Genomic DNA, 13,912 nt, shown 5'->3' on the forward strand with positions numbered 1-13,912 from the left:
ATGCGCGCCACGCTACTAGCAGGGGAGTCTACTTCGTCAACTCCTGTCCGGAGGACTCTAGCTGGGATTTCGGCTCGGCCGGCAAGGGCATGAGTTTGACTTCTGGAACGGGTTTCTGGCCGCGCCGACGGCGATCGATCCGGAGACGGACGTGAAAATCGAGCACGAGGATGCCGATCTGGGGCGCTTCGATGGGCTGGCCGTGTCCTTGGCCAAGGCGCGGGGATCCCGGCAGCCAGCAGTAATCAGGGCATCGGTGTCTTTGCCGACCTGGGCTTGTTTACGCACTTCGGTACCGACGCGGTCGAGACCGGCCGGGCGGTGGGCGAACGGCTAGCGGCAGGGGAGGCCTGAAATCTTCGACAGCTCGAATCCACGCCGAGCACCAGGCCCCAAGGCACCAGCAAGGCAAAGTCAGCCTCGGCGGACAGCAGCGGGGACCTGGCCTGGAACATCATCGAGGGCACGCTGTTCTTCGGAGCCAACCAGCAGCGCTGGCTGCAGGGCCAGAGGGGCCGTCCATGCCCGCTGGCAGAACAACGGCAAGGGCTTCAAGGTTGGCGGTGGTCTTCCGGTATTGAGCGGACCGACCAGCATTGATGCCGCCAGCGAGGAGCAGGTCATCTCCTGCGGAAAAAGACTTCCGATAGTAAATCGCGGGCTTGCCGCGAAAGCCGGGGCGTAGTGGTTGGCGCGAAGCCCCCCGGCAGGACCGCGTGGCCCGCTGATGCTCCGGAGGCTCCGCGCAAGCGTCTGTGAAAAGGTTCACAATCATGCTTTTTGCAACGTAACATCCGGGCCGACACGCATAATGCCGTACAGGATGGCGATACCGTGGCCTTTGGCCCGGTTGATTCCGGACCAAGCATCAGCCCACTGAAATAGCAAAGGTGCCACTCCGTGTCAGAAAACAAGCCCGTCGTCCTCTTGGCCGAAGAACTCTCGCCTGCGACCGTAGCAGCGCTCGGTCCCGACTTCGAGATTCGGCAGACTGACGGTGCGGACCGCGCCCAGCTGCTTGCCGCCATCGCCGACGTCGATGCCATCCTGGTCCGCTCGGCCACTCAGGTCGACGCCGAGGCCATTGCCGCAGCGAAGAACCTGAAGGTCATTGCCCGCGCCGGCGTCGGTCTGGACAACGTCGACATCAAGGCCGCCACCCAGGCTGGTGTCATGGTCGTGAATGCCCCGACCTCCAACATCATTTCCGCCGCCGAGCTCACCGTCGGCCACGTCGTATCGCTGGCCCGCCGCATCCCGGCGGCCAACGCCTCGCTGAAGTCCGGCGCCTGGAAGCGCAGCGCCTACACGGGTGTGGAGCTCTTCGAGAAGACCGCGGGCATCATCGGCCTGGGCCGTATCGGCGCACTGGTCGCAGCGCGGCTGCAGGGCTTCGGCATGGACGTCGTCGCATACGACCCCTACGTCACCCCGGCCCGCGCACAGCAGCTGGGTGTGCGCCTGCTGACCCTGGACGAGCTGCTGGCCCAGTCCGACTTCATCACCATCCACATGCCGCGCACCCCGGAAACCTTGGGCATGCTGGGCAAGGCCGCGTTCTCGAAGATGAAGAACAGCGCCTACGTCATCAACGTCGCACGCGGCGGCCTGGTTGACGAGGCAGACCTCTACGAGGCACTGAAGACCGGCCAGATCGCCGGCGCCGGCATTGACGTCTTCGTCAAGGAGCCGAGCACCGACCTGGACTTCTTCCAGTTCGACAACGTCGTTGTTACCCCGCACCTGGGCGCCTCCACCGAAGAGGCACAGGAAAAGGCCGGCGTTTCGGTCGCCAAGTCGGTGCGCCTGGCGCTGGCCGGCGAGCTGGTTCCGGACGCCGTCAACGTCGCCGGCGGCGTCATCGACGAAAACGTCCGCCCCGGCATCCCCCTGATCGAAAAGCTCGGCCGCATCTTCAACGCACTGACCAACGCACCGCTGACCACCATCGACGTTGTCGTCGCCGGTGAGATCTCTTCCCTGGACGTGAAGGCACTCGAGCTTTCGGCACTCAAGGGCGTGTTCATGGACGTCGTCTCCGAGCAGGTCTCCTACGTCAACGCGCCGGTGCTAGCCGAGCAGCGCGGGGTGACCACCCGCCTTCTCACCACCAGCGAGTCCCCGGAGTACCGCAACGTGCTCACGATCAAGGGCGCCACTGCCAACGGGGAGCAGCTCTCGGTCTCCGGCACCCTGACGGGCCCGAAGCAGATCGAGAAGCTGGTGGGCATCAACGGCTACGAGCTGGAAATCCCGGTTACCGACCACCTGCTGGTGCTGCGTTATGCCGACCGCCCGGGCGTCATCGGCACACTGGGCAACGTGCTGGGCGAGCAGGGCGTCAACATCGCCGGCATGCAGGTGGCCCGCAAGGAAGACCGCAGTGAGGCCCTGGCCATCCTGTCGATCGACTCCACGCTTCCGGCCGGCGTGCTGGACATTGTCGGTGCCGCCATCGGCGCCACCGCCGCCCGCGAGGTCGACCTGGAGGCCTAGGGCCCCAAGCGATGACGAGCGCCCCGGCGCGGTCCCTTCCACCCTGGGTGGCTCGGAGCGCGCCGGGGCGCTCTTCTTTTCGCCGTATGCGCGTTGACCGGCGCCGTTGGTGCCTCCCCGCTTCGGCCGCCGGCGTGTTGCCTGTCAGCCAAAGTGGTGGACACCGCCAGCCTCAGGGGCCACCTTGGTCCCGCCGGCGTCATGTCATGGGCTCCATGGATCTTCGGAGGAAAGGGGGAGTAGATTCAAGACCACGGCGCGGGCCCGGGGTAGTGCACACGGAACCCGCTCCGGATCCGTTATCGGGAGGGTGGGAACATGGAGCCGAAATCAAGCGGCAACCGGCAGGCGAAGGCATCGAGGTTGCCCGCATCAGGGGTGGGCACCGTCCATCCACGGCTGCCACCGGGCATCGACCTGGCCGGACAATGGTCCTGGCGGCTCCTGGGTGTCATCGGTGTGCTGGCCATCTTCGGGTACCTGATAGCGACCTTGGAAGAGATCGTGGTCCCGTTCCTCATCGCCCTGCTGCTCACGGCGTTCCTCAGGCCGCTGGTGAACTTCCTGGTGCGTCACCGCTGGCCCAGGTGGGTGGCGGTCCTGGTGTCGGTGCTGGCGGCGTTCGGTGTCATCGCCGGACTGGTGCTCCTGGTGGAAACGCAGGTCAGCTCCGGGCTGCCAGAGGTCGAAAAGCGTTCCCTGCAGGCATACCAGCAGTTCCGAAACTACCTGAGGACCTCGCCGCTGCAGGTGTCAAGCACCCAATTCGACGCCTACCTGGTCCAATTGGGCCAAGACCTCAAACAGCATGGAAGCGAGATCTTCAGCGGGGCGCTGGTGGTCGGAAAAACGGCCGGACGAGTCCTGGCCGGGACGCTGCTGACGGTCTTTGCCACGATCTTCATGTTGATCGACGGCGGACACGTCTGGCGCTGGACGGTGCGGCTCTTCCCCCGTGATGTCCGTGCCGCCGTGGATGGCGCCGGTCAGGCGGGGTGGCTGACGCTGACCAACTTCGTGCGGGTGCAGATTCTGGTCGCCGCGGGCGATGCAGTGGGCATCGGCCTGTTCGCCTTCTTCCTTGGACTGCCGATGGTCATCCCGATCGCCATCCTGGTGTTCCTGGCCTCCTTCATCCCGGTTGTCGGCGCGATAGTCACTGGCGCGCTGGCGGTGCTCGTCGCGCTGGTCTACGTCGGGCCCATCCAGGCACTGGTCATGCTCGCCGGGGTGCTATTGGTGCACCTGCTCGAGGCACACGTGATCCAGCCGCTGGTCATGGGCGCTGCGGTCAAGGTGCACCCGCTGGCAGTCGTCTTCGCCGTGGCAGCCGGTTCGTACATCGCCGGTATTCCCGGCGCGCTGTTCGCCGTGCCCACGGTAGCGGTGCTGAACGTGATGGTCGGGTACATCGCCGGTGGAAAGTGGCGGACCGAGAGGGAAGCCGGGGATCCCGACAGGAGCGCCGAAGGCGGCGCCGCCCTCCGCGCAGATGAAGGTGCCCTGGGCGGAGGGGAAGAAGCCGGTCCCGCCGGGGCTACTCCTTGATTGCGCCCTCGAGCATGCCCTTGATGAAGTGGCGCTGCATCAGGAAGTAGAGCACCACCACCGGCAGGGCGACCATGACGGCGGCGGCAGCCAGGAGCGCGGTTCCCTGGGTGTACTGGCCCTGGAAGAAGGCCAGGCCGAGCGGGGCGGTCCTGAATTCGCCCGAGGGGGACATGACCAGCGGGATCAGGAACTCGTTCCAGGTCCACATGAACATCAGCACGATCATCGTGGTGATGGCCGGGCGGCCCATCGGGACCAGGATGGAGAACAGGATCCGGGTCTTGGAGGCACCGTCCACCCGGGCGGCGTCCATCACCGAGGGGCTCACTCCCTTGAAGTAGGCACGCATCCAATAGGTGCCGAACGCAACCGACTGGGCAACCTGCGGCAGCGCCACCGCCCACACGGTGTCGGTGATCCCGAGCGTGCGCAAGTCGAAGAACAGCGGCACGATGATCGCCTCGGACGGCACCATGATGCCGAGCAGGAACAGGTAGAACAACACCTGCTCACCGCGGAAGCTCATGGTGCCGAAGGCGTACCCGGCCAGGATCGAGAGCGTCACTGCCAAGGTCACCACAATCACCGCGACGAGCACCGAGGTGGCCATGTACTGCCCGAAGCGGCCCTGGACCCAGGCCTCGGCAAAGTTGCCCGGGTGGAAGGAACCTTCGCGCGCGGCGGCGGCGTTGGCCGGACCGAACGCGGTGACCAGGATGGAGAAGATCGGGGTCAGCACGATCAGCGAGAAGACGATCAGGATCGCGTAGTTCAGCGTGCGTTCGGTGCTCGATACCTTCATGCTGCACGCTCCGAGATCCGGTTCACGCCGAGCGTGATCACGAAGATCAGTGCCGTCAGCGTGACGCCGATGGCCGCGGCCGAGCCGACCTGCCCGGTTTCGAATGCCCTGCGGTAGACCTCGTAGCTGGGCACTGTGGTGGAGGAGCCCGGACCGCCGGCCGTGGTCATGTAGATCAGGTCGAAGGTCTTCAGCGAGGCGACGATGGTCAGCGTGAGTGCCACGGTAACTTCGGCGCGGACCGCCGGGACGATGATGGAGAAGAACTCGCGCACGGCGCCGGCCCCGTCGAGGCGCGCCGCCTCGAACTGTTCGGTGGGGATCTTGGACATGCCGGCCAGCAGCAGCACGGTGACCAGCCCGGTGGAGACCCACGTGCCGATCAGCCCGACCGCGGGCAGCGAGAAGGCATAGTCGCCGAGCCAGGGCCGGGTCAGCACATCCAGGCCGATGGCCCGCAGTGCGGTGTTCAGTCCGCCGTCGGGCGCGTAGATCTGCTTCCAGGCAACGGAGACGACGACCATGGCGATGACCTGCGGCAGGAAGACCAGGGTGCGGAACAGCGGCAGTCCGTGCACCTTGGCCCTGGTGAGCACCGCAGCGAGCACCAGGCCGATGGCCGTGGGCAGCACGGCATAGAAGAAGATGAAGCTCAGCGAGTGGCCGAACGCGGCACGCAGGCGCGCGTCGGCGAAGATGTCCGTGTAGTTTCCGAAGCCGACGAACGTGGCCAGCGTCAGCCCATCCCAGTCGAAGAGCGAGAGGTGCACCGAGCGTGCCAGCGGATAGAGCATGAACGCGGCGTAGACCACCAGCGCCGGGGCGATGAAGAGGTAGGGAGTGAGGGCACCGCCCTGGCGGGCCGAGCGCTTGCCCGGCCCGCCAGCGGTGGTGGTCTTACTTGGCTTGGGTAAAGCCCGCATAGTCTGCTTCCATGGCTTCGGTGAACTTCTTGGCGTCCAGCTTGCCGTCGAGCAGTCCCTGCAGGGAGTCGCCGAGGGTATCGCCCATGGTGGGGGTCGCGTAGTCCAGGTACGGCAGCAGCGTGCCCTTGGTGGTCACGTTCTCGAACTCGGTGAAGACGTCCTTCTGCACACCGGCGGCCGGTGCGTACTTCTGGGTATTGAGCACCGGCAGGTTGCCGGTGTCGGCCAGGATCTGCATCGCGTCGTCGTTGGTGATGAAGTCGATGTAGGCGGCGGCCAGGTCCGGGTTCTTGGTCTTGGCTGTGACGGTGAACGGCAGCCCGGTGCCCCCGGTGGTGTTGGCGCCCTCGCCGGCCTTGACCGGGGGGGTGAAGAATCCGACGTCATCGCCCATGGCGTCCTCGAGGTCGGCCGACATCCACGAGCCGCCCATGAGGAACACGCCCTCGCCCTTGGTCAGCTTCTGCCAGGCGGCATCGTATTCGGTGCCGTTGACGCCCTTGTTGAAGTAGCCCTGGGCGTTCCAGTCGGCGAGCTGTTGTGCCGCAGCCTGGTTCTCCGGGGTCAGCCAGCTGGCGCCGGCGTTGCCGAAGCCCAGCTTCTCGATCTGCTCGGCCAGGACCTTGGAGCCCTGGATCGGGCCGAAGACGTGGCCGGCCGGCCACTTCTCGATGTTGCCCAGCAGCATCGCGGTCTCGCCCTTGTCCTTGGCGGTGGTGGCGGCCGCCTCGAACGCCGCCCAGTCCCGGGGCACCTCGATGCCCAGGGACTTCAGCTTCTTCTTGGAGTAGAAGACGCCGACGACCTCCCCGACCTGCGGCAGGCCGAAGACGGAGCCGGAGCCGAACGTGGTGCCATCGGTGGAGTACTGCGAGTACTTCAGCACGCTGGCCGGGTAGCGGTCGGCCCAGCCGTAGGCCTCGGCCCAGGGATCCAGCGGCAGCAGTTGCCCGGCCTTGACGAACGCGCCCATGGTGTTGCGGGCATTGTTCGCCTGGACCACATCCGGGGCGTCGGTGCCGGACAGGGCCAGGCGCAGCGTCTTGCCCAGGTCCTCGAAGGACTGGGAGTTGCGCTTGATGGTGATGTTCGGATACTTCGCCTGGAAGGCGGCGTTGAGCTTGGTCATCTGCTCGTTCTGCCCGCCGCGGACCTCCTGGTCCCAGACCGTCAGGGTCGTCTCGCCCATCTTGGCGACGTCCTTCTCGATGGCTCCCGTGGACTGCGGGGCCGAGGGTGCGGGGGTGTTGGAGCCGGGGGTGCAGGCCGAAAGCGTCAGCGCCAGGGCCGCGGCGGCGGCCAGTGCGCCGGTGAGGGTCTTGCCTCGGAGTTTCATGGTGTTCCTTTCATGCGGTGATGCAGGCGTCGATGGCTGCAGGTCAAAATCAGTGGCTGGAGGGCAGCGGACGGTGCTCCCCGGGCCGGTAGTGGGCCTCGGCCTCGGTCAGCAGGCCGAAGGTGGCTTCGGCGCGGCGTACCGCGTTGAGCTTGTGTCGCGGCAGCACGTCGTCCAGGAAGCCGTAGCGGCGGGCGATGTCGGCGCATTCGGCGTTGTCGCGGGCGCGCAGCTTCTTGTATTCCCACCAGTCGGCGATGTCGCCCCAGCCGGGGGAAGCCAGCGAACCGCCGAAGTGCTTGACCGCCAGGCCCGAGCAGAGGGTGGAGAAGAGCAGCCGCTGTTCCAGCGGCCATCCTGCCAGCGTGCCCAGCACGATGCCGGCGGAGAAGACGTCACCGGCGCCGGTCGGATCGATCGCAGGGACCGGTAGGGACGGCACCTTGGCCCGTTCCCCGGTGCTCGAATCGATGGCCATCGCGCCCTCGACGCCCTGGGTGACCACCACCAGCGGAGCGCGGCTGGATAGTGCCTCGAGCGCCGCCTCCGGCGTATCGGTGCGCGAGTAGGCCATGGCCTCGACGTGGTTGGGCAGGAAGCCGTGGCAGAGTTCCAGATCCCGCAGGATTCCCTGGTCCCACTTCTCGGTGGGGTCCCAGCCGACTGCGGCAAACACCTTGCCCTGGTGCGGGACGGTGTCCCTCCACCACGGGGCCTCGTCGCCGGGCAGGGCCAGCTCGGCGATCATGGCCCGGGAGCTCGGCGGCTTGCCGATCAGTTCGCGCTGGGTGATGGGCATCGGGTGCCCGTGGGTGACCATGGAACGGTCCCCGCCGCGGGCCAGGGAAACGGTGACGGCCGAATGCCATTCGGGGAAGACCCGAGAGCGGCTCAGGTCGATGCCCTCCTGTTCGCCGAGCAGCGACCATGACCAGGTGCCGTAGGCATCGTCGCCGAACCCGGCTGAGAGCCCGGTCTTCAGGCCCAGCCGGGCAGCTGCTACAGCGAGGTTGGCGATGCCGCCGGGGACTGATCCCATGCCCTCGGCCCAGACCTCGGTACCGGGCTGCGGCGCGGAGGGCAGTCCGGTGAAGATGATGTCGAAGAAGAGCGAACCGGTCAGGAACAGGTCAAGCTCCGTGTCGCCGGCCGCTCCGGGGTCTGATGCTGTGTTCACCTGCGGGGTCCTCCACGTGTGCCGCTGCCGGCAAGGGGGGTTGGTGCGCTCCATGGATCCTGCGTAGGACATGCGCAAGGACGGTGGTTCACCGCCCATGGGTTGGACGTTAGCACGGGCAAAATGGCGGTACAAGTGATTGTTTCTGATCGTTATTGCGCGGTTATGACTGATACTCTGGGCGCATGCTTATCAGTACGCGACAGGGGTCGATCCTGCGCCGGATCCAAGAGACCGGAGATGTATCGGTCCTGCAACTCGCCGCTGACTTGGGTGTGAGTCCATCAACGATCAGACGCGACCTGAATCTGCTCTCCCGGGAAGGCCACATGCGCCGCGTTCACGGCGGGGGCGCCTTGGACTCGGACAAGATCCCCTTCCACGAAGTCCTGGCCCGCGGCTCCGCCACCAAGGAAAAGATAGCCGTCCGCGCCGCCGGACTCGTCAACGACGGCGACGTGGTGCTGCTGGATATCGGCACCACCACGGCGATGCTGGCCCGGGCCCTGCGCGGCCGCCAGATTACGGTGATGACCTCCAGCATTGCGGTGCTCGACGAACTGCGCACCGACAGCGAGGTGGAACTGATCATCCTCGGCGGGGTGCTTCGCCGCTCCTACCATTCGCTCGTTGGATCGCTGACCCTCGAGTCCCTCGCCCAGGTCCGCTCCACCATCAGCTTCCTGGGGTGCAGCGGCATCCGGCCCGACACCACGGTGCAGGACACCACCAGCATCGAGGTACCGGTCAAGCAGGCCATCCTGGGCACCAGCGCCAGGGTCGTACTGCTTGCCGATGAAACCAAATTCCCCGGCGTCGGCGTCCGCGACGTCTGTACGGCATCACGGATCGCCACGCTGGTGACCTGCGATGGCGCGGACCCCGATACGCTGGCAGCATTCAAACAAGCAGGAAGTGAAGTGATTCTGGCGTGAAACTCACGATCATCGGCGGCGGCGGATTCCGCGTACCGCAAATTTTCGAGGCGCTGGCCGCCGAAACCAAGACGGTCAGGATCACCGAACTCTGCCTCTTCGACGCCGATCCGCAGCGTGTGGCGACCATCGCCTCGGTCCTTGGGCAGATGGCACCGGATCTTCCGCGACCGCCACGGGTCACCACGCAGGCGCGCCTCGATGACGCCATCGCCGGCGCCGCCTTCATCTTCTCCGCCATGCGCATCGGCGGGACCCAGGGGCGCACCCTGGATGAGCGCATCGCACTTGATTTGGGCGTGCTGGGCCAGGAGACCACCGGACCCGGAGGCCTGGCCTACGCGCTGCGCACGCTTCCCGCCGCCCGCGACCTGGCCGAACGCGTCGCCAGGCTCGCGCCCGAAGCAACTGTCATCAACTTCACCAATCCCGCGGGCATGATCACCGAGGCCATGCGCGAGGCGCTGGGGGACAAGGTCATCGGGATCTGCGATACACCCATCGGGCTCATCCGCCGGGCCATCGACGCCGTCGGCTCCACCCCGGACGCCGTCGACTTCGACTACATCGGCCTGAACCACCTGGGCTGGCTGCGGTCGCTGAGCGTCGACGGCGTCGATCGGCTGCCGGGCCTGCTGGCCGATGACGCGGCGCTGGAAAAGATCGAGGAGGCCCGGCTCATGGGCTTCGATTGGATCCGGGCCCTGGGCGCCATCCCCAACGAGTACCTCTACTACTACTACTTCCAGCGCGAGGCCACCGAGCGCCTGCGCGCGAGCGCCGAAACCCGCGGTGAGTTCCTGCACCGCCAGCAGGGCGGCTTCTACGAGCAGGCCTGCGCACACCCGGACAGTGCGTTGGAGCTGTGGCACCGCACCAAGCACGACCGCGAGGCCAGCTACATGGCCGAAAGCCGCCCCGAGGAGGAGCGCACCAACCGCGAGGCATCGGACATCGAGGGCGGGGGATACCAGCAGGTCGCCCTGGACCTGATGACCGCGCTGCTCGGAGGCAAGCCCGCCACCATGATCCTGAACGTCGCCAACCGCGGCACCGTGCCGCAGCTGCCCGATGACGCCGTCATCGAGGTCCCGTGCACCGTCACGGCAGCTGGCGTGGTGCCTAAGCAGGTTGCACCGGTCACCGGGGAGATGCTCGGGCTGCTGCAGCAGGTCAAGGCAGTTGAGCGGCTGACCATCGCAGCGTCGAGGGAACGCGACGAGACGCTGGCCTGGCGCGCGCTCGCCGCGCACCCGCTGGTCGACTCGATCACCGTGGCCAAGCAGCTCTTGACGACCTACCGCGAGCAGATTCCGGGGGTTGCCGCAGCGTTCGGGTAAATTCCTCGAGTGCTGATTGTATGATCCTGAGGCTGCCGCAGGGGTCACCGTTTTCGGCCCGTCCAGACCGACGGAGTAATGAAAATCCGGGTACGATTGATGCTTCGCGGCTAGTCAGCGAGTATGTTCCCCGCGCCTGCGGGGATGAGCCCACCCGGCCCAGACATCTCACCGCCAGAGGTTTATGTTCCCCGCGCCTGCGGGGATGAGCCCAAGAGTCGCGCCCAACCGCCCCACATCGGAAAATGTTCCCCGCGCCTGCGGGGATGAGCCCGACTCCGCGTAGGCAGGCATTACCGCTAGAGCATGTTCCCCGCGCCTGCGGGGATGAGCCCAAACCATCGGGGTGTCCGTCAAGGATGCCCCGATGTTCCCCGCGCCTGCGGGGATGAGCCCATGCGCGTCGGCTACGACCCGCGACGGCAACTATGTTCCCCGCGCCTGCGGGGATGAGCCCTCCGGTTCCGTGGCAATTCATGCCCGCTGGCTATGTTCCCCGCGCCTGCGGGGATGAGCCCATTCCCACATCGTCCAATGCGGCGCCCGTAGCATGTTCCCCGCGCCTGCGGGGATGAGCCCTACACCCGACGCCATGACGCGATAGACGATGGATGTTCCCCGCGCCTGCGGGGATGAGCCCGACGGAGGTTGCGGCGAATCGGTTTGCCGCAAATGTTCCCCGCGCCTGCGGGGATGAGCCCAGTGCGTCAGATTCACGGATGCCCGTGATGCCATGTTCCCCGCGCCTGCGGGGATGAGCCCTCCTGCGACAGGACCTTGAAAGTATCCGACGCATGTTCCCCGCGCCTGCGGGGATGAGCCCTTCCTCGCCCGGCTCCAGCAGCTTCGTTTCGTATGTTCCCCGCGCCTGCGGGGATGAGCCCGCCTCGGCAGCCGTGTAAAAGCGCAGCTGCACATGTTCCCCGCGCCTGCGGGGATGAGCCCAAGGACTTGTCGAAGAGTGGGCGTCGCACTGCATGTTCCCCGCGCCTGCGGGGATGAGCCCATCGGCGGGCGTCAGTTCTTCGGCGTCATGCAATGTTCCCCGCGCCTGCGGGGATGAGCCCAGTATGGGAAGCTTCCGGCTCCGTGGTCCTCCATGTTCCCCGCGCCTGCGGGGATGAGCCCCCCATCGGTAACAGTGTGGGAAGCTTCCGGCTATGTTCCCCGCGCCTGCGGGGATGAGCCCTCGCCTCATCGCGAAAGGAGTTCCCATGTTCAATGTTCCCCGCGCCTGCGGGGATGAGCCCGCAGCATCCAGCCAGTACACGCAGTCTCTTTCATGTTCCCCGCGCCTGCGGGGATGAGCCCTCGCGCAAGCCCTCAACCCGTGAGTGCCCACCATGTTCCCCGCGCCTGCGGGGATGAGCCCTACACGCCCGCATCGAAGGTCCGCGCCGTCTAATGTTCCCCGCGCCTGCGGGGATGAGCCCTCGACATGCTTCGTCCCGTACGTGGCCCGCACATGTTCCCCGCGCCTGCGGGGATGAGCCCATGGCCAACGACTGCCCGCCACCCTCGGTGATATGTTCCCCGCGCCTGCGGGGATGAGCCCGTCCGACGGGATTCTCTGGCGACTAGGAGCCCATGTTCCCCGCGCCTGCGGGGATGAGCCCTGCGGACCTTCTCCGCGGCGGCCGCAGTCACCATGTTCCCCGCGCCTGCGGGGATGAGCCCCGGAGTTGTTCCCGGGTTATACACGACGCAGAATGTTCCCCGCGCCTGCGGGGATGAGCCCATCCCGCCTTTTTTCTTCTGGTCACACCGTGGATGTTCCCCGCGCCTGCGGGGATGAGCCCTACGCCCCGGCCGTAGCGGACGTGACCGGATTATGTTCCCCGCGCCTGCGGGGATGAGCCCGCGCCATACGACGGGTAACACTGTCCTGGTGCATGTTCCCCGCGCCTGCGGGGATGAGCCCCCGGGCACAACTCCGGTTCCGTGGCAATTCATATGTTCCCCGCGCCTGCGGGGATGAGCCCCAGTGCCACGACGAAGATCCGGGCTGTAGCTAATGTTCCCCGCGCCTGCGGGGATGAGCCCGTTGCCGTCTGGCTGGTCCCGGCAATTGCGGAATGTTCCCCGCGCCTGCGGGGATGAGCCCATGTCCCGAGTTGTTCAGCTCACTGTGCAGTAATGTTCCCCGCGCCTGCGGGGATGAGCCCACCAACAGCATCAACGAGACGACCGCGAACAAATGTTCCCCGCGCCTGCGGGGATGAGCCCATCCCGCCTTTTTTCTTCTGGTCACACCGTGGATGTTCCCCGCGCCTGCGGGGATGAGCCCGGGGGCCGGAAGGATGCGCTCAGTCACCATTGATGTTCCCCGCGCCTGCGGGGATGAGCCCAGCATTGCGCCCGCCGTGCCGGTCATGCTTGGATGTTCCCCGCGCCTGCGGGGATGAGCCCAAGGTCGGCCCTGTTTTCACGTGGCTCTGGAAATGTTCCCCGCGCCTGCGGGGATGAGCCCTGCCTGATGAGCATCACCCACGGGCTGGAGGAATGTTCCCCGCGCCTGCGGGGATGAGCCCTCGGCATAACCGACATCGCGCGACTCGCCGGCATGTTCCCCGCGCCTGCGGGGATGAGCCCCCGTGCCCGGCCAGCAGTGCCGCATATCCGGCATGTTCCCCGCGCCTGCGGGGATGAGCCCACGTCCCAGTCGTGGGGAGTCACCGTCGAGGAATGTTCCCCGCGCCTGCGGGGATGAGCCCCGCAGTGAGCGTGCCGTGCGCCGGTCATCGTCATGTTCCCCGCGCCTGCGGGGATGAGCCCAGTCTTGACGGTCATGTGTGGCGATCCTTAATATGTTCCCCGCGCCTGCGGGGATGAGCCATGGCACCGGTGGGGGGATTATCGCCACGACACATGTTCCCCGCGCCTGCGGGGATGAGCCCACATCACCTAGCGCCTCCTCGGCCGCCATTATATGTTCCCCGCGCCTGCGGGGATGAGCCCGGTGGCGCTGCGCCACCACTGGATGCAGCGGCATGTTCCCCGCGCCTGCGGGGATGAGCCCTCCAATACTCTTCTGCCACCTGCTCGTTAGGTATGTTCCCCGCGCCTGCGGGGATGAGCCCGTTAGCCGCTTGGCCGCTCCGCCCGTGTACTGATGTTCCCCGCGCCTGCGGGGATGAGCCCAAGCAACCCGCTACTGTTTTGCACATACAAGAATGTTCCCCGCGCCTGCGGGGATGAGCCTCGGTAGGCTACGGCCATGGTTTATGCTCCTGCCATGTTCCCCGCGCCTGCGGGGATGAGCCCGAGGCCACGAGGGCATCATGGCGGGCGGCGACATGTTCCCCGCGCCTGCGGGGATGAGCCCCCGAACGCCAACGCCTCGTCTCAC

At 66.5% G+C, this 13,912-nt stretch carries 8 protein-coding genes and 1 CRISPR repeat array; of the genes, 4 read left to right on the top strand and 4 right to left on the bottom strand.

Features of this window, described 5'->3' with window-relative positions; genetic code table 11:
* Positions 1–900: 900 nt before the first annotated feature.
* Both serA and E9229_RS13125 read left to right on the top strand, forming a co-directional pair.
* Entirely contained in the window at positions 901–2,496 is a 1,596-nt protein-coding gene (gene serA, locus E9229_RS13120; protein WP_183511766.1) for a phosphoglycerate dehydrogenase, read from the top strand.
* 318 nt (positions 2,497–2,814) lie between these two features.
* The gene (locus E9229_RS13125) at positions 2,815–4,044 is read left to right on the top strand and encodes an AI-2E family transporter (RefSeq protein WP_246380491.1); all 1,230 of its coding nucleotides are present in this window, start codon (positions 2,815–2,817) and stop codon (positions 4,042–4,044) included.
* Here E9229_RS13125 and E9229_RS13130 read toward each other — a convergent pair.
* From E9229_RS13130 to E9229_RS13145, 4 genes are read right to left on the bottom strand one after another with little or no spacing between them, the layout of a single operon-like run.
* Positions 4,034–4,849, bottom strand: a complete 816-nt coding sequence (locus tag E9229_RS13130) for a carbohydrate ABC transporter permease (protein ID WP_183511767.1) — start codon at positions 4,847–4,849, stop codon at positions 4,034–4,036. The two genes, E9229_RS13125 and E9229_RS13130, sit on opposite strands and share 11 nt — an antisense overlap.
* Entirely contained in the window at positions 4,846–5,772 is a 927-nt protein-coding gene (locus E9229_RS13135) for a carbohydrate ABC transporter permease (protein ID WP_183511768.1), read from the bottom strand. The genes E9229_RS13130 and E9229_RS13135 overlap by 4 nt, the downstream gene beginning before the upstream one ends.
* Positions 5,747–7,111: an ABC transporter substrate-binding protein gene (locus E9229_RS13140; RefSeq protein WP_183511769.1), complete on the bottom strand. Its 1,365-nt coding sequence runs from the start codon at positions 7,109–7,111 to the stop codon at positions 5,747–5,749. Before E9229_RS13140 ends, E9229_RS13135 begins: the two co-directional genes overlap by 26 nt.
* Before the next feature lie 49 nt (positions 7,112–7,160).
* A complete protein-coding gene (locus E9229_RS13145) occupies positions 7,161–8,288 on the bottom strand; it encodes a PfkB family carbohydrate kinase (RefSeq protein WP_183511771.1) in 1,128 nt (375 codons plus the stop codon).
* Between the two features lie 185 nt (positions 8,289–8,473).
* On the opposite strand from E9229_RS13145, the gene E9229_RS13150 reads away from it, so the two are divergent.
* Positions 8,474–9,223 (top strand): DeoR/GlpR family DNA-binding transcription regulator, encoded by a 750-nt coding sequence (locus E9229_RS13150; protein WP_183511772.1) that lies wholly within the window; start codon positions 8,474–8,476, stop codon positions 9,221–9,223.
* Positions 9,220–10,563 (top strand): 6-phospho-beta-glucosidase, encoded by a 1,344-nt coding sequence (locus tag E9229_RS13155; protein WP_183511774.1) that lies wholly within the window; start codon positions 9,220–9,222, stop codon positions 10,561–10,563. The genes E9229_RS13150 and E9229_RS13155 overlap by 4 nt, the downstream gene beginning before the upstream one ends.
* 123 nt (positions 10,564–10,686) lie before the next feature.
* Positions 10,687–13,888: a CRISPR direct-repeat array (repeat unit 29 nt; unit sequence ATGTTCCCCGCGCCTGCGGGGATGAGCCC).
* Positions 13,889–13,912 lie beyond the last annotated feature (24 nt).

The sequence above is a fragment of the Paeniglutamicibacter cryotolerans genome (assembly GCF_014190875.1).
Classification (GTDB): domain Bacteria; phylum Actinomycetota; class Actinomycetes; order Actinomycetales; family Micrococcaceae; genus Paeniglutamicibacter; species Paeniglutamicibacter cryotolerans.

Bases quoted from the DNA above. Each gene is read 5' to 3' on its own strand.
- E9229_RS13125 (WP_246380491.1), top strand. From the start codon at position 2,815: ATGGAGCCGAAATCAAGCGGCAACCGGCAGGCGAAGGCATCGAGGTTG.
- E9229_RS13130 (WP_183511767.1), bottom strand. From the start codon at position 4,849: ATGAAGGTATCGAGCACCGAACGCACGCTGAACTACGCGATCCTGATC.
- E9229_RS13135 (WP_183511768.1), bottom strand. From the start codon at position 5,772: ATGCGGGCTTTACCCAAGCCAAGTAAGACCACCACCGCTGGCGGGCCG.
- E9229_RS13150 (WP_183511772.1), top strand. From the start codon at position 8,474: ATGCTTATCAGTACGCGACAGGGGTCGATCCTGCGCCGGATCCAAGAG.
- E9229_RS13140 (WP_183511769.1), bottom strand. From the start codon at position 7,111: ATGAAACTCCGAGGCAAGACCCTCACCGGCGCACTGGCCGCCGCCGCG.